The sequence below is a fragment of the Colwellia sp. NW0002-52-1 genome (assembly GCF_057550865.1).
Genome location: NZ_BAAJLU010000012.1, coordinates 89,892 through 111,445, shown reverse-complemented (window position 1 = coordinate 111,445; position 21,554 = coordinate 89,892). Strand labels below are relative to the sequence as shown.

The following is a 21,554-nucleotide window of genomic DNA, read 5'->3' as shown; positions in this document are numbered from 1 at the left end:
AAAGTAAACTTTATTGAAAGCTAAAAAGCTCAAGTTTCATGAGACAATTTTAAGTTCAATTGAAAAAAAAGGGTGATTAGTATATGATCTCCAAACTCATTTGTCGATTGTTGTCAATTAATAACGTTTTTTTTCAACATTTTTAGACCTTTTTTTCTTATTTAACATGGAAAGTTTCAGTAAACCTTTAAAGTGTTAAGAAAATTACTCAACGACAATCGAGTTAGAGAAAGTTTGCAGAGAATAATTGTAGCTCCTTTAGCATCAAGCTTTATAAGATAATGTTATCGCCAGTGCAGTTATTTATTTTAATTAATCAAAGTACGGAGTCATTTTGCCCACATTTGAACAACCAAAATCAGAAAGTAAACCACGAAACAAACCTCGCATAGTTATTAAAGTCGGCTCTAGCCTGCTAGCAAATGTCAAAAACTTAACCCCTAGCTTTGCTTTTATGCACGGCTTACTCAGCGATATTGCTAATCTTCGCGACCAAGGCTATGAAGTTGTATTAACTTCATCTGGCTCTGTAGCTTTAGGGCTAAATACCATTGGCAGCACAATTGAAAATGCTAGTGTTCAAGATAAACAAGCGGCCGCTGCTTGCGGGCAACCTATTTTAATGCACGCATACAAGCAAATAGCATTAGAGTATGGTTTTGATATTGCTCAAGTTTTAGTTACCCTAGATGATCTGGAAAACAGACGTCGATTCCTTAATATTAAAAACACGGTTCATCGTTTAATCAAACAAGGTGTAATGCCAATCGTTAATGAAAACGATACCGTAACCACCGAAGAAATTCGTGTTGGTGATAACGACCGACTAGCCGCTAAAGTAGCGCAAATGATCGGCGCTGAGCAATTATTTATTCTTACTTGTATAGATGGTGTTTATGACCGCGACCCTTCTGAAGAAGGTGCTATTTTCGTAGAGTCTATTGAAGATGTAAGTAGTTACATGGAAGCTGCTAGCGGTACAAGTTCTTTAGGAACTGGCGGTATGCTTACAAAATTACAAGCGGCAAACATGGCGCAAAATGCGGGTTGTACTACCATTATTGCCCGAGGAACCATGGAAGCACCTGTAACAGGCGTATTAAATGGTGAACGTAAACATACTAAGTGTATTGCGCATTCATCACCATCTTCTGCCTGGAATATTTGGTTAACAGATCGTCTTCAAATGGCGGGCAGCCTAGTTATAAAACAAGAAGTAGCAGACGCATTGCTTGGTGGCGATGACGGGTTTTATTGTCACGATGTGGTTTCAATTCATGGCAATTTTGAACGAGCTGATGTACTGCATGTATATGATGAGAAAGGTGAAGAAGTCGCTCGTGGTTTATGTAACTTCTCATCAGATGAAACCGCTATTATTTCAAGCCGTCCAGATGAAACAGTAAAGACCATACTTGGATATACGGCATCACAGCGTTTGATCAATAGTGAAAACTTAGTTGTTTTAGGTGATCATCATCTTTCTTGGGATGAACCCGTTCAAAGTGAATAATAGAACACGCTGATTTAAAAATATCGTTAGGGCCGCTGTTGATTTGATTAACAGCGGCCTTAATTTTTAAGCTTCTAACTCTTTACACTTCTAAATTTTTACGCCTCTAGATTTAAAGCACTGTAAAATGCAGTTCGTAATAACCCCAATTTAGTAGCTTCGCTGGGTTTCTTACTTACTAGATTTAAACTAATAACACTTAAGGTCTTTATAATACCAATTGATATAAACAATCGATCATTCTAAAGCGGTTTAACTATCCAGTATCTACGTTGCTTTCAATCCCAATAGCCTGCTATTGCTCGACAATTGCTCCTGCATTGTTCTACTTACGGGCATCCATGCCCTAATCAATCAAGCGCCTTGCTACTGAAAATTTATCCTCGTTTAAAATTGATCGATTCATTAAATCAATTGGTATAAGCCTACATTACACCATTGGTTGTACTAAATAAGCGAACCTATTTAGTTTTATCGTTAAGTTGAATAACAAGGTTTTTGAGCTCAGTTATTTCTTGTTTTAGCTCGCCTAAAGTTGGCTCAGTTTTATTTTTCTCTCTTGAGCGTTCTTCTTCCATAACGTTCACAACAATACCAATAACCATGTTTAAAAATGCAAATGCGGTGAAAAAGATGAAGGTCATATAGTAAATCCAGCTATAAGGATATACCTCCATTGTTTCATATTGAATATCGGTCCAATCTTCAAAGGTCATCACTCTAAAAAGTGTTAACATTGATATTGCTATGTCGCCCCATAACTTTGGATTAATCGCATTAAATAAGAAGCTACCGATAGCAGCATAGATGTAGAAGATAATAAACATGAGCAGCAAAACATAACCTAATTGCGGCATGGCTTTTATCAATGAATTTATTAATATTCTCAGCTCTGGTACTACAGATACCATACGTAATACGCGAAATACCCGCACTAATCTTGCGAGTAAGGCCATTTCAGAGTCATTAATAGGTATAAGGCTTATTACCACAACAAGCGTATCGAAGACATTCCAGGCTGATTTAAAAAAATGCCTTTTGTTTTCTTCTGTTAGGAAGCGTAAAGATATTTCAAATAAGAAAAACAGCGTGATAAATGTATCTAGTACTGATGTCACAGAGACAGCTGTATTGGAAAGAGGGAAGGTTTTTGCGCCAATTTCAAGCGCAGAAATTATGATCACACAGATCACCGACAACTCGAAAATCTTATTGTTTCTTAACTTAGTAAAAGTCGTTTTAATATTTTGATACATTGAGGTAATTAAATTCAATTCGTTTTAAAGAGCTTAGGTGTCGGATTATATGCTTTTTGTCGTGGTTTTAGCTAAGATTTTGTTAAAATTTTTAGTAACAACTTATGAAAAATGTTAAGGCTACATTTTTTTACAATTTGCACCACTAAGCCAATCTATAATCGAGATAGCCATAGCGTTGTTAGTACAATTTTAAAATGCTATAAATGACCTATAAAAAATAAATTTATCAATTGAAATAATAAATTACAGCTTATCGCTGAAAAAAAACAACGCTATTGATAATAAAAAATTGCATTTTAAGGTGTTATGAATGGCAGTACCTCACCGAACATTTTTCTTCTACTTGCTTATTATACTTTTCAGCTTCTTAATTAATAATTCTGCACAAAGCCAAAGTAAGCATTCATTTCAATATTTAGGTAAAAATTTAGGCCAGCAATTGTCAGTCATTGAGGCAATGGAAGACCAAAATAAAGCCTTAAATATCATTACAGTGCTTTGTGAAGATGAAAGGCTGTCAACATTAGAAAAGCTTTCTGCCTTAGCCAGTAAAGGGAGAATTTTGCATAAATTAGGTCAGCTTGAAAACGCGATTAAAGTCGCACAACAAGAACAGCAATTAGCAAACGAATTTGAGTTAACTCGACTAGAAGCCGATGCATATAAAAGAGTGGGCGTTTATGCTTATTATAATGGCAAAAACCGGTTGGCACTTCTCTCATATCAGCAAGCACTTAATTATTACCTCACCCTCGATGAACCCATTGCTCAAGCAAATTTATACAATAATATCGCTTTAGTTTATGGTCGAACTTCTCAACATCAACGGGAATTGGCTATATACCAAAAAATTCAGCCTATATATCAAAAATATGGCAGTAAGCAAGATAACATTGATGTGCTAAGTAATATTGCTAATTTGCATTTACGCTTAAAGCGATTTGATACGTCAATACCCATGTATTATGACATTATTGAAAAGCTGTCTGAAACGTCAGATAAAGTCGCCATTGCCAAAGCTTATAGTGATTTAGGTTCATCTTATAAAAATGCCGGAGACTATCAACAAGCTGAACATTACATGATATTAGCATTAAGCCTTCATCGGAAAAATAAAGATGATTATAACGCCGCATCAACATTACATAATTTGGCCGAATTAAATAATTTTCTTCATAATATTGACCAGGCGATAAATTACGCACAGGAGAGCATTACACTTGCGCTTGCGCAAGGCCATAGCTCTGCTTATGTTGGTGCTAAATATAGTTTGGCTATCGCTTATTTTTATCAAGGTGAATATGAGTTAGCGCTACGGCACATTGAAGATTCTACTAAGGTAATAGAAACAATAGATTACAAAGAGCAGCTTAAATTTAACTTGTCGTTGCAAGCGCTTATTTATGCCGCACAGAATAAAAATTTTAAGGCCGTTGCTTCCCACCGAGCATTTTTACAAACACAACTTGAATTAGAAAATAATCAACTTAACACCCAATTAGCACTTTTTGATTCTGAACAACTTAAGCAACAAGTTGCGCAATTAAAACAACAAAAATTATTACAGCAGTTTGAACTTGAAGGGTCGTTTCAATCACGTTTAATGGTTATTATTCTTGTTGTAGCGAGCTCAGTTATTGCCTTTTTGGTAGCAAGGCGTGGCATAGAGAATCGTTCGAAAATTGCTTTAGAGTCAAAAGTTAAATTGCGCACCACTGAACTTGAATATTTAATGCAAGAATTGCAAAACGCTAACAATATTAAAAGCCAATTTTTAGCGAATATGAGCCATGAAATAAGAACACCGTTAACCACGGTTATTGGTCAAGCTGAAGCGATAATAAATGGCGATGTTGAAGAAGCTTATATCAGTAAAGAAGTGAGTATTATCCACGGTAATAGTTTACATTTATTAGAACTCACCAATAATATTCTCGACTTAAGTAAAATTGAAGCGAACAAAATTGAGCTTGAAATACAAAGCCAAAACTTGCACAACATATTACAAGAGTTGGCCAATATGTTTTGTTTGCAGGCGAAATCTAAAGGCTTAACATTCGACATTGTTCATCGCTTACCAGAGCCATTTCTTATCGATATTGACAGTGTTCGTGTTAAACAAATATTGATCAACCTTTGTGCTAATGCCATTAAATTTACACCCAAAGGGCATGTTGAATTAAATATAAGCCAAACGGCAACCCATTTGGTATTTAAAATAACCGACAGTGGTATCGGGATGAGTAGCTTACAATTACAGCACTTATTTGAAAGCTTTACCCAAGGCGATAGCAGCATTAACCGTCGTTTTGGCGGCTCAGGGCTGGGTTTATGTTTATCCGATCAGCTAGCTAAGATTATGGGAGGGAAAATTGAAGTAGAAAGTGAGCTAAATCAAGGCAGTGTTTTTGCTTTTAGTTTACCTTGTACAACTAAATTTAATGAGCAACTTAGTGAGAACAAAATATCGATAATTGACACTTATGTGAATACCGATATTAGCACTGTAGTATCGCCGAAAAAATTATCAGGCACGATATTACTTGCTGACGATCACAATGATAACCGCCGACTTATAGCCAGGCTACTCGCTTCTTTGGGGCTAGATGTAATTACCGCTCGAAATGGACATGAAACAATTACGTTATTTAAACAGCATGATCCAATCTTAGTATTAATGGACATACAAATGCCTGAAATGGATGGAATTGAGGCGTTTAAAATTTTGCGTCAACAAGGCTTTCAAACTCCTGTGATCGCACTAACTGCTAATGCTATGTCTCATGAAATAGAACATTATTTATCATTAGGTTTTGACAATCATTTATCGAAACCCATTGAACGAGATGTATTTATAAACACAGTTGCAAAGTATTACGATGGTAGCATTACGCTGGAAATAGCGAATGAAGGTTTCAATAGTGTTGATATGACCGATTTAGCTGAAGAGTTTAAATCGAATTTAGTATTAGAGCAGCAAGATTTAATACTACATATCAACAATCAAAATTTTGATAAGCTTTCAAAACTATCGCATCGTATTGCTGGTGCAGCACAAATGTTTGGTTTTACTGAACTTTCTCAATATGCTATTAAACTAGAAGCTGCTATTAAGAATAATAAAAGTATAGAAGTTAATGAATATACTCAAAAACTACTTAACGAAATAGACCAAGTATTATGGTAATTATTTAACCTGAACTCTGGATAATGAGTGCTTGAAACTCAAGTGAACCAAAAGCTTAGGTAATAAAGTAAATGCTATAGCCAGGTGAACATCACGAATAGATATCATCAATGCTTCATTTTATGCCATTTCCAAGGCAAAACGTTTATGAATAGCGGGCTATTTATCGACGTTTTAACGCAGAAAATGGATTAAAAGGGAACATTGAGCAAGTGCTGCTTATCCAGAGTTCAGGTTATTTAACAATATGTGAATTATTTAACCAGGGGGAAGTACATATTTAAAGCATTTAGAAATAAGAATATGCGAGCGTATTTATTTGTATACGCCCCCCGCATTAATTATTTTTTATCAAAATTATTAATGCGTCTTATAAATATTGTTGGCGAACCTTTGTAAACTTTAGAACAAGCTTTTAGTTATTGAGCTAAATAAACAATACTTAACCTGACACGGTATCATTGTGAATATATCAATGCCGCTTTCGTACAGCATTGTTAGTAGAAACGTAAAGTGATATAACTTACAGATAGTTAAATTATAATAAAAATAAAGTATTTAAGGTGTCATAGATGACGATTTCCAATAGTAGGGTGTTAACTACTGCATTATTTTTATTTGTTACTTTTTTCGTCAGCTTTACCGCACATAGCCAAAATAAAGATTCACTTCCTGATAGAGAAAACAACTTCAATCAACGGCTACTAGCGATTGAAAACATGAAGGATAATGATGAAGCTTTACAGTTAATTACCACCCTAAGCGAAGATAATTCATTACCGATACTCAATAAGCTGGCTGTATTAGCAACTAAAAGCAGAGTGCTACAGCAACTAGGCCAACTAGAAAATGCCATCACTGTTGCTCAAACAGAACAAGAGCTAGCCAAAAAATTTCACTTTAACCGACTTGAAGCTGACGCCTATAAAAGGGTAGGAGTTCATGCCTATTACAATGGTAATAATGAGTTAGCTTTAAGCGCTTATCAACAAGCACTAAATTATTACCTAACCATTAATGAACCTATTGCTCAAGCCAATTTATACAATAATATAGCCTTAGTACATGCCATTACGAGTGAATTTGAAAATGCGTTACTTAGCTACCAAAAAGCTGAAAAAATATATCAGGAGTACGGAAGCGAAGCCGATAAAATTGATGTTAAATATAATATTGCCGGCTTTCATTTAGAATTAAAGCGTTACGATATTGCTATATCTATGTATCTCGACATAATAGAGATGCGTACTAAAATTGCAGATATTCGCGGCCTTCTTATGGCTTATGGCGACATAGGTACTTCTTATCGGCATAAAAGGGATTTTGTAAAAGCAGAGCATTATTTGCTTTTAGCACTTAACTCTGCTCGTAAAAATAAATACAACTTTTATGTTGCTACAATCTTACATAATCTAGCTGAATTGTATAACGACCTTAAAAACCCCGATCAAGCAATAGCTTATGCAACAGAGGGGATTAAACTAAGTGTTGAACAAGGGCATAACAATGCTTATGCAGGAGCGTTATATAGCCTAGCTAAAGCTAACTTTTATCAAGGGAATTATGAGTCTGCACTTGAGCTAGTAGAGCAGTCCAACGTCGTTGCAGTAAAGCGAAAAAATAAAGACCAAATACAATATAACCTTTCTTTACAAGCGCTAATATACGCAGCCCTCCATCAAAATTATAAAGCAATATCCAGTCAGTATGATTTTTTAAAATCACAGTTTGAATTGTCGAATAGCGAACTTAATTCCAAATTAGCCTTATTTAATTCAAAGCAACTTAAGCAACAGGTTCAACAGTTAAAACAGCAAAAACGTTTGCAAGAGCTTGAAATAGAACGTGCAACACAAGCCCGAACCATTATTATTATTGCCGTTGTTGCAACGTTATTAATAAGTTTTTTAATAACCCACCGTATTATTGAGCGTCGTTCTAAAAGCGCGCTTGAAACAAAAGTTAAACAACGTACCACCGAGCTTGAATATTTGATGCAAGAGTTGCAAAACGCCAATAATATTAAGAGCCAGTTTTTAGCGAATATGAGTCATGAAATAAGAACCCCGTTGACCACAGTTATTGGACAAGCTGAAGCTATTATTGATGGCGATGTTGAAGAGGAGTTTATCGGTAAAGAGGTGGAAATAATTCTTGGTAACAGCCTACATTTATTGGAACTTACCAACAATATTCTCGATTTAAGTAAAATTGAAGCGAACAAAATAGAACTTGAAATACAAAGGCAAAACTTACATAACATTTTGCAAGAGCTCGCTAATATGTTTTCTTTGCAAGCTAAGTCTAAAGGCTTAACATTCGACATTGTACATTGCTTGCCTCAGCCATTTTTAATCGATATTGATGGTTTTCGGGTCAAACAAATTTTGATCAACCTATGTGCTAATGCGATTAAATTTACGCCTAAAGGGCATGTCGAATTAAAAATAAGTCAGAGTGAAACGCATTTAGTGTTTAAAATTACCGACAGTGGCATCGGTATGAGTAGCTCACAGTTACAAAACTTATTTGAAAGTTTTACTCAAGGCGACAGTAGTATTAATCGACGTTTTGGTGGCACAGGCCTTGGTTTATGTTTATCTGATCAATTAGCCAAAATTATGGGGGGAGAAATTGAGGTGGAGAGTGAGTTAAACCAAGGCAGTGTTTTTGTTTTTAGCTTACCTTGTAATGCAAGTATCAGTGAGCATTGTAGCGAAGAAAAAATATCATCGAACCAAATAGCTCAAGGTAAAGTTGAGCTACAATTGCAAGGTACCATACTTTTGGCAGAAGACCACAACGACAACCGTCGCCTTATTGCTCGCTTGCTTGCCTCAATAGGGCTAGATGTTATAACCGCACGTAATGGTTATGAAGCTATTACGCTATTTCAGCAGCATCAACCAAGCTTAGTACTAATGGATATTCAAATGCCTGAAATGGACGGTATTGAAGCGTTTAAAATTTTACGCCAGAAAGGTTATCAAACCCCGATTATTGCCTTAACCGCCAACGCCATGTCGCACGAAATAGCACACTATTTATCATTAGGTTTTAATGGTCACTTGTCTAAGCCTATTGAGCGAAATGTATTTATACCTACCATAGCAAAATACTATGACGGCAGTCTCACCGAAGAACAGGTAAATGAAAGCTTCGATCAAGTTGATATGTCAGATTTAGTTAAAGAATTTAAATCTAACTTAGTGTTAGAGCAGCAAGATCTTATTTTGCATATTAATAATAAAGACAATGATAAGCTTTCAAAGTTATCGCATCGCATTGCCGGCGCTGCACAAATGTTTGGTTTTTCTGAGCTGTCTAAGCATGCTATAAATTTAGAAACAGCAATTAAAAATAATAACAGCGATAATATTAATAAGTACACCCAAGAATTGCTTAATGAGATAGACCAAGTGCTGTGGTAATAGCTGCTCTATTTACAATACTTTATTTATACTGAAATACTGTATCTAAAGGCTCCTGAAAAAACTCGGCTATTTTAAACGCCACTTCTAAAGACGGCGAGTATTTATCTTTTTCTATGGCAACAATTGTTTGTCTAGAAACCCCCACTACATCGGCCAACATTTGTTGGGTCATTTCATCGTTATTAAATCGCAAGCGTCTAATATTATTGGTTATTTTTTTTGACACCTTAAAAGCCTTTTCGGTAATAAAATACTTGTGTGGCAAACTTTGAAATCTCGGCCATAAGCGCACCAATAATGATAATATTGATGATGACATACTCATTAGGTAGATTAATTAGTGCTTCTATATGATGGCTCATAAAAGGAAAAAGTAAGTGCACCACAGCAACAATGGTCGTAAAGCTTAAAATGTAATAAGCGTTATTAGCACCAAGAAGTGCTATTTTTTTATCTCGCTCATCTTCATCATAATTGGCATTTTTATTATCAATTATTGCTATCACTATATGATGTAAAATCTCTAAAACAACAGTCATTATTACAACACTTAACAAGGCTGACTGCATAATACTAATGGTTAAGTTTTGACTTTGAACTGAATGATAAATAGTTGAAAAATAATTAAACCAAATATATATCGTGATGGCTAAGGATACCCATATACTTCTTTCTTTGTATGACATAGTTATTTCCCTTCAATAAATTATCGCCAGATAAAAGTTACTGTTGTGCTATGGCCTAGACCAGGCGAGTATAAAATATTTGACATGAAGTCATGTTTTTTTGACTTTAGTTGATGGCACCTGTCAAGTCAATTATTTTATACTTTGTGTTAAAAATATTTGACTTAGATGGTGGTGTAAGTTTTGTCGATAAGAAAGAGTTTAAAGGGGGATTACTTATTAAGTACTAAGTTATTTAGCGTTAAAATAAAGTAAAGTGCTAAAACTTGAGTTTACCTATAAGTAGATCTTTATACATAACCCAGTCGCCTATAAAGCTATAAACCGGGTAGGTAAATGTTGCGGGTTTATTCTTCTCGAAAAAGAAATGCCCAACCCAAGCAAAGCCATAACCCAATAAAGGTATTGTCCAAAGTAATACCCAAGAAGCACTTATAAATATATAGGCTAATGTTATTAGGATTAAACTAGAGCCAATAAAATGCAATAACCTACAGGTTGTATTTTGATGTTGGCTTAAATAAAAAGGGTAGAAAGACTTAAAATCACTATATTCTTTAGTTGTTGAATTGGTAGACATAATAATTCCCTAATGTATTTTGCTAGTAAGTACTTTTAAGCCTATTAATATCATAGCGCCGCCAAGTATGCGATCGATCCAATGACCTAAACGTTGAAATTTTTCATTAACACTAGGCCTAGACAATAAAACTACCACGGTAGAAAACCAAAGTAGTTGTAAAAACATCATCCATGCACCATAAATAACCAAATGTAATAATGGTAAATTAGGTGATAACACCACAGTAAATAATGCGACAAAATATATTGGCGCTTTCGGATTTAGTGCATTGCATAAAAAGCCTTTCGCTATCGCTTTGATGCTTGAATGTTTTACAATTTTTTTCGTTGTTAATGCACCCTCAACCTTACTTTGAGGTTGAGCTCTTAAGCCTTGCATTCCTAAATAAAGTAAATAACAGCCACCAATTATTTTTATCACCCATAAGGCGGTTGCTGAACTGGCAATTACCGCGGCCAAGCCTAAAGCTGAGTAAATTATATGTACCGATAAGCCTAAGGCGATACCAATGCTGACCATAAAACCAGAGCGTTTGCCATTAGATAAGGTTTGTTGCGACACTAAAATGAAATCAGGCCCAGGAGATGCCGCAGCCAACAAATGAATGGAAGTGATCAGTATTAAACCTTGCATTAAATCCATAAATTTCCTTAACAGTTACTCATTGCTCAGCAATTTTAAATTGTTTGTTATTAACTTAAATCAATTTTGTAACTTTAAATAACTTAATAACAAGTGCTTATATATTTTTTTGTCAGTATATCAGCTAGTTAATGTACAGTGATTACATTACTTGTAAAGTCTATGTAATAAAAAACTTCTGACAATGTTTTGAACATATCCAAGAAACTAAGTCATTGAAGTCATTATGTAAGCGCTGTATATTTACTTAAATAACTAAATGCTAATCGTACTGTTAACAATTGAAATTTCAGTTAATTATATTTTTAACACAAAAATATTTGACTATAACTTTAAACAAGTTTGGAGCGAAAATGAATAATAAAATTATTGGTATAGTGCTAGTTGTTGTCGGTGTAGCTTTAGCATTGTGGGGCTATAACATTTATGATTCTGCAACCTCGCAAGTTACTCGGGTAGTAAGTGGCGATACGCCTATTGAAGCATGGGGTGGAATGGTTGGTGGCGTTATTGCGCTATTAATTGGCATTTCAAAACTAAAGTAAAGCTGACGAAAATAAAAACATCATAAAAGGGGAAAATAGATGAGTGAAGTCGTTATAAACGAGGGGCCTTCAACTGAGGGTACAGCTAAGATTGTATATATACTATATATGGTAGGTATCTTTTTTGGTATCACAGGCATTATTGGTGTCGTTATGGCTTATATCAATAAAGATGATGCACCCGAATGGCTTAGAACACATTATCAATTTCAAATTAGAACATTCTGGATAGGGGCTTTGTATATTATTCTTGGTTCTATACTTTCTATTATTCTTGTTGGCTGGTTAGTGCTTTTATTTTGGGTTATTTGGCTTATTGTCAGGTGTGTAAAAGGCATGAAGTCATTAGATGCAAAAACTGCTCATCCTGATCCCACGGGTTGGTTTTTCTAAAATTTAATCAATAGGGTAGGTGTATAAATAACCTGAACTCTGGATAAGCAGTACTTGCTCAATCCTCCCTTTTAAGCCATTACCTGCGTTAAAACGTCGATAAATAGCTCGCTATTCATCAACGTTTTGCCTTGGAAATGGCATAAAATGAAGCATTGATGGTGTAAATTAGTGATGTTCACCTTGCTATAGCATTTACTTTACCACCTAAGCTTTTGATTCACTTGAGTATCAAACACTCATTATCCAGAGTTCAGGTTAAATACTCTATCTACCCTTTTTCTGTCATTTACTATATTACCTTGTTATAAACTTTTGATTAAAAATGTAATACACCTAAAGGTTATATTTTAATTTTTATATTAAGCTCGTTAGCGTGTTACGATAAATTATTAATAAGGGAAGTCGCTTATCAATTACAACAAAAGGAATATCGATGAAAGCTAAAATTTTGATCAGTATATTGAGTGTATTATGCATCACATCGTGTAGTGCTTTCTTGAGCAACAATACAGGTAAGAAAACTCAATCAAGTAGCTTAATGGACTTTCTTTACCCTAATCACGAGAGCAGGGCTGCACATAAGCCTGAAATTCCGGTGTTAACTTTACCCGTTAAAGTGGGTTTAGCTTTTGTGCCATCAAAAAATTGGCAACGAGATGGTATTCATAACAAAGATCAAATTGAACTACTCGAAAAAGTAAAAAAAACATTCCTTAAATATGATTACATTGATCGCATTGAAATTATCCCAAGCAGCTATTTAAATGGCGGAGAAGGTTTTACCACATTAGAGCAAGTTGGCCGCCTTTACGATGTTGATGTTATGGCACTAGTTTCATACGACCAAGTTACTCAATCGCTAGAGAATAATGCCGCTTTGTTATATTGGACTATCGTTGGTATGTACATAATTCCGGGTAATGAAAACTCAGTTCAAACTTTTGTTGATACCGCGGTTTTTGATATTAAAAGTAAAAAAATGCTTTTTAGAGCGCCAGGTTTAAACAAACTTGAAAAACGTACCACAGCAGTTGGCGTTGACGACACCTTAATGCAAAAGTCATTAGAGGGCTTTGGCTTAGCCGTTACCGATATGACCAGCAACTTAGAGGCTGAATTAGCAAATTTTAAAACTCGAGTTAAAGAAGAGAAAATTGCTAAAGTTGAGCACAGAGCCGGTTATAGTGGAGGGTCAATTAGTCATTATTTCCTATTTTTACTCTTAATTTCTTGTACGAAAATTTACTTTAGCCAAGCAAATAAAGTTCAGCAACGCGGTACTTTACTAAGAAAAACCTTAAAATGAACGAACAGAAGGAACCACTCAAGTCGGAAGATGAAATTGGTGTTAGTGCCGAAATAAATAAAGAAATAAAAGCAAAATGGCGCTATTGGCTTAACATTAAAAGCAAGAAAACCAAAGCGTTTCTCATCTTAATATGTATAGCTTTGGTTGGCTTAAAAATTTTTACAACCGTGTTAACCTTTGATTGGCTAGCAAGCTTTTTTAACTAAGCATGTATTATGTTAAATAATAGGTAGTCGCGGTAATTTGACGTTAAATTTTTTACTGCGTTTAGCTTATTCTATTAATGAACTAATCGGGGTGTTTTGTGATATTAAAGTTACCTCGTTGGGTCGAGTATGGTGCATTTATACTTGCTTTTGTGGCAGGCCTTATTAATGCCGTAGGGCTTCTTGGATTTAAGCATCAGTCGATATCTCACCTTTCAGGTACTGCAACACAATTAGGTACCAGTATAGTAAATTCATCATTGATTGATGTAGTTCACTTGTTTCTTATTTTGTGCAGTTTTTTAATTGGCTCCGCTATTTCAGGCTATTTTATACGCGGCGGAGCATTAAAGTTAGGCCGTAATTACAGCAGTTTACTTTACCTCGAAGCTATCTTTATTTTTGGTGCTATTTACTTTTTATCTAATGGTTCTTTTAATGGGCATTATTTGGCCTCAGCCGCTTGTGGTTTACAAAATGCCTTGGCAACAACATACAGTGGTGCTGTGATCAGAACCACACATGTAACCGGTGTTTTTACTGATCTAGGCATAATGTTAGGGTCTAAGTTAAGAGGAGAAGTGTTCGACAAAAGAAAGGCATTACTACTTTTTCTAATCATTGTTGGCTTTATCTTAGGAGGCGTTTCGGGCGCTTTTTTATTTGATATATATAAATTTTACGCATTATTTGTACCCGCAGGTATTTGCATTTTACTCGCTTTAGCTTACTCAATGTACAACACCAAAACTGGGCAATAAATTACATTTGTCGACAGTTTATCGTTGTAAATTAATAACCTTTTAATATGCACCATACCAAACAAATTTATTAGTGATTATTCATTTGGTATGGTTCGCTCAGCTTTATTTTCGCCTATAACTTAAGGTAAAGTACAAATTTCTTGTGCCTGTTTATGATAATGATCAGGGCTTAAACCTAAAAGCTGTGGAATAGTTGCCGACAAAGCAATTGAAGAATACGTACCGACTAATATTCCGCTAAACAATGCGATAGCAAAGCCTTGTAAAGACTCCCCAGCGAATAAACCTATGGCTAGAACGGTAGCTAGCGTTGTACCCGAGGTAATTAAAGTGCGGACTAAGGTTGATTTAATCGCTAAGTTAATCGTGGTATCAACATCGCTGTTTTTGTTACGCATCATAATTTCTCTGACCTTATCGCCAACAATTATTGAGTCATTCAGCGAATAACCAATAATAGCCAATAAGCTCGCCAGAATGGTTAAATCAAAAGAGATTTCAAACCAAGCAAATATGCCCAATACCACCACTACGTCATGCATAAGTGCAACTACTGATCCTGCCGCTAATCGCCATTCAAACCTTAGCGATAAATACACCAAAATTAATATGGCCGCGGTCAGTAATGCTAAGCCACCTTGCTCGATTAATTCATCGCCAACTTGGCTACCAATATACATGGCATCTTGTGGGGTTATCGATAAGCCACTGTCCTGAGTAAACTCGGTTAACCAAGTACTATTTTGTTGCCCAGTATTATTGTCAGCTTGTCGTACACTCCAATGGGTGCCGTTGTCAGCAGACGATAATTGAAAATCCTTCGATAAGTAACTGCTTAGCTTTTGTTGCATCTCGGCTTGTTCAAACGATTGCTCGGTTGAAAACTCGGTTATATAACCGCCGGTAAAATCTAAACCAAGGTTTAAGCCTTTGGTAAATAATCCGACTAAAGAAATAACAATAAGTGCGGCGGCAAAATAAAAACTCGCAAAGCGAAGCTTACTGATAATAGATATTGGTTTTACCTTGGTATTGTTCATGAGTTAGCTCCTAAGTCGGTAAGTTGCTCTGTTTTATTTTTAGTTGTTTTTTTAGTGTTTAGTTTTGTAGAAGATTGAGCTATTCGTGAAGCTTTAGTGTCGTCTTCTAGCGCAATGCCCATAAGTTGTTTTTTATTATCTCTGATAACCATATTGGTTAATGCTTTTGCAACAAATACACCGGTAAACATACTGGTGAGAATGCCTAAGCACAAAATAATGGCAAAGCCTTTTACCGGCCCATAACCTATGGTGTATAAGATAATGCCGGTGATCATGGTGGTAATGTTAGCGTCTAAAATAGTGGCAAAGGCACTTTTATATCCAACCTCAATCGCCGATAAAGTTTTACGTCCTCTTCTTAACTCTTCTTTAATACGCTCAAAAATAAGGACATTGGCATCAACCGCCATACCAACCGTAAGCACTAAACCTGCAATACCGGGCAAGGTTAACACTGCGCCGGGTAATAAAGACATTAACCCTAATAAGCTGACTAAATTTAGCGCTAAAGCAACATTAGCAATAAGCCCTAAAGTGCGATACCAAACCGCCATAAACAACAAGGTAAATGCAATACCTATACTGAGCGCTTTAACACCATTATCAATATTGTCAGCGCCTAATGTCGCTTCAATATTACGTTGCATTACTATGGTAACGGGGGCATTTAAAGATCCTGCTCGCAACAAAAGTGACAGTTCTTGTGCTGCTTGTGGGCTCGACATATTGGTGATACTAAACTGAGAGCCTAAGTGCTGAGATATATTGGCAACATTAATAATCTTACTTTTTTTAACAATTTCATTATTGCTGTCACGATGAAATTCAGAAAACAGCGTTACCATGGGTTTACCAATATTTTCTTTTGAAAAAGCCGACATTTTTTTACCGCCGACACTATCCAAGGTTAAATTTACCAATGGCATGCCCATTTCATCTTGTCCTGCGCGCGCATTTTTAATACTACTGCCAGAAAAAACGACTTTGCTATTTAAGTTGAACTTACGACCGCTGCTATCTGCCATTTGTAATATGCCAGCAGTGTGTGAACCATCAGCAAGTTGATAAAAATCAAGTGTAGCAGTAGCACCAATAATACGTTTAGCTTCTTCAGGATCATGCACACCAGGTAGCTCAATACGTATTCTATTTTTACCTTGTTGCTGGGTAATCGCTTCACTAATGCCTAATTCTTCAATACGTCCACGCATAGTTTTCAAGGTTTGTTTCATGGTGGCTTGTCTAAAGTTTACTTGCTCTTGAGGCGAGTAAAATAATGATTTACGCGAATCACTTATATCTTTAATGCTCAACTCAGGTGATTGTTTGATGATATCACTAAGCAGTAACTCAACTTTGCCTTGCATAGATACCGGAAAGCTAAGCTCAATTGAGTTGTTATTCGTTTGAGTAAAATTAACGCCGCGTATACGTTTTTCTATACTTTGAGATTTTAAGTCGCTACCTAGCCCCTTTAAGTGTTCGAACATTGCTCTGTCGGTATCAACATCTAAAACAAATAATACGCCGCCGCTTAAATCTAAGCCTAATTTTATTGGCTCCATTTTCATTGATTTAAACCAAGCTGGAGCATCGCTTGTGGTAGTGCTGCTTACGCTATATTTACCGTCTAGGGCTTTGCTTAAAAGTGCTTTAGCGGCTTGTTCATCTGATTTGTTTTTCAGGGTAATTACCGTGCCGCTGGCATTGGTAATTATTTGCTCTGCAGCTAAGTGGTTATTTAGCAAGAGTGTGTTTAATTGCTCGGGAGTCGTTTGTTCAATGTCGTTGCCACTGCTGATTAACTGAATGTTTGATTTTTCAGGGTACAAATTGGGTAATGCACTGACGATCATAAATATCAGCGTGATAAGTATGACAATGTTTCGCCAGCTAAAGCTTTTGATACTGGATTTGTTGCGTGTGTTCATTATGAAATCTCGTTATCTACACTTTTTTCAAACGTTAAGCTAAAAAGCTAAACGCATGCGATAAGTGACTAAATACCATCAATGGCATTAGTAATTTAAAAGTAAAATTTTCGATTTGTGCTCAGCCAATAAAGCTAATGTTTAAGGCTTGTGCAGAAGATAAATGAACTAGCTGTGATAGGTTAATTTTGCAGTGTATAAAAAGTTACCGTCTTTCCAGCCGGAAATACGCGATGAACTTGCTTGATTATGAAGTTGTTCAAACCAACTAACTAATAAAGGTGGTGGGGCTAAATTTTTATATTCTCTAGCGCTGCTCTCGGTTTTAAAAAACTCAATAACTAAAACAAAAATTGGCGCTGTTTGCGCTTCAATTGAAAAAGTAGCAGGGCTGAAGGTATTAATTCTAGGTAAATTGAACAAATGCTGCGGCTGATGCTCGTCTAAATTTACACTAAGGTGTTGTTCATCTTGAGCAATGTTACTTTGTTGTATGCTGTGTTTTTGAGAATATTCAGCGATCGATAAAGCACTAGCATTTTGCACTAGAAAAAATAACACCAAAGTTATTGTTATAAAACGCCACATATCGATAAGTTACATTGTCATTAGTAAGCCTTATATTAGGACGTTAATTTATTTTTCAAGAGAGGGAGTGTAGATATTTTTAATTAAAATAAACGCTGTATTTTTAAACCCTATATAAAAACTACATAAGTTTAAAAACAATACAAAAACGCAATTGCTTAATAAGGTTGCTGTTACAGTGAGTAGTCCCCATATCAATCATTGTGGTTATAAATACCGTAATGCTTTTAATTAGGAGTAATAATGCAAGATTTAGAGCAGCAATTAAATTTCATCTTAGAGTTAGACCGTCTCAAAGCCGTTTATCGACAAGTCACCGTAAAGTCTGATAACAACAGACGTGAAAACAGTGCTGAGCATAGTTGGCATATCGCATTGATGGCGCAAACATTAAACGGTTATGCTGCAGAGCCGGTAAATGTCGCACGAGTGACTATTATGCTTCTTATTCATGACATCGTTGAGATTGATGCTGGTGATACTTTCGCATTTGCAGAACAAGCGGATCTTGATGCCCAAGAAGCAAAAGAGCTAGCGGCCGCAGAACGTATTTTTGGTTTATTGCCTGCAAAGCAATATCAAGAAATGTTAAACCTTTGGTTAGAGTTTGAAGCAGCAGAAACCAACGATGCCAAATTTGCTAAAGCCATGGACCGAGTTTTACCGTTATTACAAAATATGAAAAATAACGGTGGCAGCTGGGCCAAACATAAAGTAAGTAAATCTGAAGTTATTGCCCGTAATAATTTATTAGATGGTCTAGCCCCAAAACTTTGGACTTATGTCTCTGAGCAAATTGATTTAGCCGTAAAAAACGGTTGGTTACGCGACGCATAATTTCATTAGAGTATGCGGTCTTAGAATTCAATCATAAATTGATTCAAGGCCGTTTTCTAACTTTAAGCTTGCATAATTTACCTTAACTTTTATTATAGTTTAATTAAGCTTATTGTTTTATATATTTGGAGGGGTACAGTTAACTCCTAGAAGTTACTTTTTGATAATTGTAGGTATTGCCGGTTTTCCAGTACATTTATTGTTAGGAAATATCGTATATTGATAGTAGAATTTTCCTTGATGATCACAACCTTTAATACCTTTAATTAAAATAAACCCGTAGTCATAAAGGTAGTCTATAACTAGTTGCGGTGATGAAACAACAAAAATGCTTATTTCTTTGCAAAGGGCATGTTCTTTATCAAATGCACCTTCCCAATATCGTTTACTGGTAAATATTTCTTTGCTGTGACTTGACCTATACGGGATTTGTTCATCAATATCTTGCGTAATAGGTAATGAAATTTTCCATCCTTGTATAGATAGGGCTTGCATCGCTGAATCAAACCTAAATTTTGCGGTTAATTCAGAATTAACTTTTATATTTAACAGAAGTCTGTATTCGTAAATCATTTCGCTTAGCAACTCAGATAATTTTGCACGTTGACCTTTGAGAAGATAAATATTTATCAAGTTTTCGACTTCTTGGGCTAGCGACTTTGGATAACGTCTTTGTTTTTTAGCTTTCTTTAACCAAGTACCTAAAAATAAAGATTTTTTTGATGAAGAACTTACAAAGCTTTTTTCATTTGCTTCTAATTCCAATGCTATTAAAGCATTTAAAATAAAGTTATATAATTGGAATGATAAATCTGACTCTTGTTTGTTCATAAATTTATGTCTTTTTTATGCTTAGTATTTTTAGAAAAAATTAACGAAGTAATTAAGCTCATTAAATAAATGTCAATAATCAGTTGTAGCCCAAAATAAAAGTATTATTTAAATCTTCATCATCCTGTAAAGTATCGTCATTTCTCTGTTTATTACCCTGATCTATATTCTTCGTATCGATAATAAGTGCATTTTCAACTTTAATAACCAGCTCAGCATTGGGTGTCATCGCTTAATTCCTTAATTATATTTACTTACCTCTATTAACCTTCAATAAGAATTAATCATAGTAACTTTTAATATGTTAAAGCTTGGTCGTAGTCTATATAGTGATTAACTGGGTAATTTTTCGTAACGTTGATTTAGAATGAATACAATTTAAAGTAGTATCAGTATTGAAAAAAAGGACTCTAAAAATCTCTAGAATCCTCCATAGACTATAAACTATGGTAAGAGAATAAAATAAACTCTCTTTCAATCTCTTAAATTCTCTTTAAACGAATAATTGATCAATTGTATGCACTTAGGTAATGGCTCAACTCTTTAAGCAATAGATCGCCTGCAATATCATCAACATTTATACAGGTTACTATTCTTAAACGCCTCTCACCAAAAGCCCCCATTAAAAAGCCTTTTGCTTTCATATCTTCAACAATTTTGCTGGCAATAGGAGCCTTATCTATTACGTCAAAAATAATGATATTAGTTTCGACAGGCATTATATTTACTACTTGAGTAAGGTGCTTTAATCCTTCACTTATCTTGAATGCTAAGTCGTTATCTTTTTTCAATTGGGTTAAGTGATGATCTAGTGCATATATACACGGTGCTGCTAGTACGCCTGACTGACGCATTGCTCCACCAAATGTTTGTTTCTCACGCCATGCTTTCTCAATGAACTCTTTACTTCCTGCCAAAACGCCACCGCATGGTGCCCCTAAACCTTTTGAAAAGTCTATCCATGCCGTATCAAACCCTTTTGTATATTCATCAGCAGGAATGCCGGTTTTAACTACCGCATTTAAAAGTCTTGCTCCATCCATATGGGCAATTAAGCCATGCTCTTTGGCTTCTGCTACAACATCTCTAATTGTTTCAAGTGGCCAAATGCCTCCGCCACCTAAATTCGTTGTCTGCTCTACTAAAATCATTTTAGTTAATGGCATATAGCGAGAAAGTGGGCGGATAGCTTTTTTAAGCGTCTGGCGGTCATAAATACCATTTTTACCTGCGATAGGCATTAATCCAACACCACTTAATGCAGCAGGACCTCCACATTCAAAGTTAAGTAAATGAGCGGTTTCATCACAGATAATTTCATCCCCCGGTTTACAGTGAACTCTGACAGCTATTTCATTACACATAGTGCCTGAAATTAAAAATATGGCTGCTTCCATCCCCAATAGTTTTGCAACCCTTGCTTCTAGTGCTTTAGTTGTTGGGTCCTCACCTTTTTGTTCGTCTCCAAGTTCTGCATCGAGTATGCTTCTTAACATATCTTTAGTCGGTATTGACTTAGTGTCTGCGTAAAAATCGTACATTAGAATCTCCTCTCTTATATTTGAGGTAAGATTAAAATATTCAACTTTTACTTGCCCACTACATACTGCTAAAAGCCCGATATATTGCTCCATTAACTACCTATTATGTATTGATCATTAATATCGGAAGTCTGGATTAAAATTTAAACATTTTCATAAATAATATTGACTTTATAAGGTGGCGATCAAAACTATTTAAAAATAGAGGGTGTGAAAGAGTGATTTTTAGGGGGTGGTGGGCTAATTTAAAAAATGTAGT

20 protein-coding genes are annotated in these 21,554 nt (G+C 35.4%); 9 read left to right on the top strand and 11 right to left on the bottom strand.

The window, feature by feature from the left end:
- The first annotated feature begins 334 nt into the window (after positions 1–334).
- Positions 335–1,513 (top strand): glutamate 5-kinase, encoded by a 1,179-nt coding sequence (proB, locus tag AC27H3_RS12730; protein ID WP_487106735.1) that lies wholly within the window; start codon positions 335–337, stop codon positions 1,511–1,513.
- A 461-nt stretch (positions 1,514–1,974) separates the two neighbouring features.
- Here the strand turns inward: proB and AC27H3_RS12725 are convergent, their stop codons facing one another.
- The gene (locus AC27H3_RS12725; RefSeq protein ID WP_487106733.1) at positions 1,975–2,769 is read right to left on the bottom strand and encodes an ion transporter; all 795 of its coding nucleotides are present in this window, start codon (positions 2,767–2,769) and stop codon (positions 1,975–1,977) included.
- Positions 2,770–3,082: 313 nt separating this feature from the next.
- On the opposite strand from AC27H3_RS12725, the gene AC27H3_RS12720 reads away from it, so the two are divergent.
- Together AC27H3_RS12720 and AC27H3_RS12715 are read left to right on the top strand one after the other, a co-directional pair.
- Positions 3,083–5,959 (top strand): response regulator, encoded by a 2,877-nt coding sequence (locus tag AC27H3_RS12720; protein ID WP_487106731.1) that lies wholly within the window; start codon positions 3,083–3,085, stop codon positions 5,957–5,959.
- 572 nt (positions 5,960–6,531) lie between these two features.
- Positions 6,532–9,390 (top strand): response regulator, encoded by a 2,859-nt coding sequence (locus AC27H3_RS12715; RefSeq protein WP_487106730.1) that lies wholly within the window; start codon positions 6,532–6,534, stop codon positions 9,388–9,390.
- A gap of 22 nt (positions 9,391–9,412) precedes the next feature.
- On the opposite strand, the gene AC27H3_RS12710 is transcribed toward AC27H3_RS12715, so the two are convergent.
- From AC27H3_RS12710 to AC27H3_RS12695, 4 genes are all read right to left on the bottom strand, one after another.
- On the bottom strand, positions 9,413–9,619 hold the full coding sequence (locus AC27H3_RS12710) for a helix-turn-helix transcriptional regulator (RefSeq protein ID WP_408607673.1): 207 nt from the start codon (positions 9,617–9,619) through the stop codon (positions 9,413–9,415).
- 1 nt (position 9,620) lies between these two features.
- Positions 9,621–10,079, bottom strand: a complete 459-nt coding sequence (locus AC27H3_RS12705; RefSeq protein WP_487106728.1) for a hypothetical protein — start codon at positions 10,077–10,079, stop codon at positions 9,621–9,623.
- Positions 10,080–10,338: 259 nt separating this feature from the next.
- A complete protein-coding gene (locus AC27H3_RS12700; protein ID WP_487106726.1) occupies positions 10,339–10,659 on the bottom strand; it encodes an Mpo1-like protein in 321 nt (106 codons plus the stop codon).
- Between the two features lie 9 nt (positions 10,660–10,668).
- Complete coding sequence (locus AC27H3_RS12695) at positions 10,669–11,304, bottom strand: LysE family translocator (protein ID WP_487106725.1); 636 nt, start codon at positions 11,302–11,304, stop codon at positions 10,669–10,671.
- A 353-nt stretch (positions 11,305–11,657) separates the two neighbouring features.
- On the opposite strand from AC27H3_RS12695, the gene AC27H3_RS12690 reads away from it, so the two are divergent.
- From AC27H3_RS12690 to AC27H3_RS12670, 5 genes are all read left to right on the top strand, one after another.
- Complete coding sequence (locus tag AC27H3_RS12690; protein ID WP_085305333.1) at positions 11,658–11,849, top strand: DUF3185 family protein; 192 nt, start codon at positions 11,658–11,660, stop codon at positions 11,847–11,849.
- Between the two features lie 39 nt (positions 11,850–11,888).
- Entirely contained in the window at positions 11,889–12,242 is a 354-nt protein-coding gene (locus AC27H3_RS12685) for a DUF4870 family protein (protein WP_085305335.1), read from the top strand.
- 436 nt (positions 12,243–12,678) lie between these two features.
- Positions 12,679–13,551: a rhombotarget lipoprotein gene (rhlP, locus tag AC27H3_RS12680; RefSeq protein ID WP_487106722.1), complete on the top strand. Its 873-nt coding sequence runs from the start codon at positions 12,679–12,681 to the stop codon at positions 13,549–13,551.
- Positions 13,548–13,760, top strand: coding sequence for a hypothetical protein (locus AC27H3_RS12675; RefSeq protein ID WP_487106720.1), 213 nt, complete (start codon positions 13,548–13,550; stop codon positions 13,758–13,760). The genes rhlP and AC27H3_RS12675 overlap by 4 nt, the downstream gene beginning before the upstream one ends.
- 98 nt (positions 13,761–13,858) lie before the next feature.
- Entirely contained in the window at positions 13,859–14,521 is a 663-nt protein-coding gene (locus AC27H3_RS12670; protein ID WP_487106718.1) for a YoaK family protein, read from the top strand.
- 122 nt (positions 14,522–14,643) lie between these two features.
- On the opposite strand, the gene secF is transcribed toward AC27H3_RS12670, so the two are convergent.
- From secF to AC27H3_RS12655, 3 genes are all read right to left on the bottom strand, one after another.
- Positions 14,644–15,564: a protein translocase subunit SecF gene (gene secF, locus AC27H3_RS12665; protein ID WP_487106716.1), complete on the bottom strand. Its 921-nt coding sequence runs from the start codon at positions 15,562–15,564 to the stop codon at positions 14,644–14,646.
- Positions 15,561–17,498 carry a protein translocase subunit SecD gene (gene secD / locus AC27H3_RS12660; protein WP_487106715.1) on the bottom strand — a complete coding sequence of 646 codons (1,938 nt, stop codon included), beginning with the start codon at positions 17,496–17,498 and terminating at the stop codon, positions 15,561–15,563. The genes secF and secD overlap by 4 nt, the downstream gene beginning before the upstream one ends.
- A 168-nt stretch (positions 17,499–17,666) precedes the next feature.
- Entirely contained in the window at positions 17,667–18,086 is a 420-nt protein-coding gene (locus AC27H3_RS12655; RefSeq protein ID WP_487106713.1) for a hypothetical protein, read from the bottom strand.
- A 243-nt stretch (positions 18,087–18,329) separates the two neighbouring features.
- Between AC27H3_RS12655 and AC27H3_RS12650 the strand changes: the two genes are divergently transcribed.
- Complete coding sequence (locus tag AC27H3_RS12650) at positions 18,330–18,923, top strand: HD domain-containing protein (protein WP_487106711.1); 594 nt, start codon at positions 18,330–18,332, stop codon at positions 18,921–18,923.
- 153 nt (positions 18,924–19,076) lie between these two features.
- Here AC27H3_RS12650 and AC27H3_RS12645 read toward each other — a convergent pair whose 3' ends face one another.
- The 3 genes from AC27H3_RS12645 to AC27H3_RS12635 all read right to left on the bottom strand — a co-directional run bounded on the left by AC27H3_RS12645 (position 19,077) and on the right by AC27H3_RS12635 (position 21,295).
- Entirely contained in the window at positions 19,077–19,754 is a 678-nt protein-coding gene (locus AC27H3_RS12645; RefSeq protein WP_487106709.1) for a DUF2913 family protein, read from the bottom strand.
- Between the two features lie 79 nt (positions 19,755–19,833).
- Positions 19,834–19,983, bottom strand: a complete 150-nt coding sequence (locus AC27H3_RS12640; protein ID WP_487106707.1) for a hypothetical protein — start codon at positions 19,981–19,983, stop codon at positions 19,834–19,836.
- 280 nt (positions 19,984–20,263) lie between these two features.
- Positions 20,264–21,295 carry a threonine aldolase family protein gene (locus tag AC27H3_RS12635; RefSeq protein WP_487106705.1) on the bottom strand — a complete coding sequence of 344 codons (1,032 nt, stop codon included), beginning with the start codon at positions 21,293–21,295 and terminating at the stop codon, positions 20,264–20,266.
- Positions 21,296–21,554 lie beyond the last annotated feature (259 nt).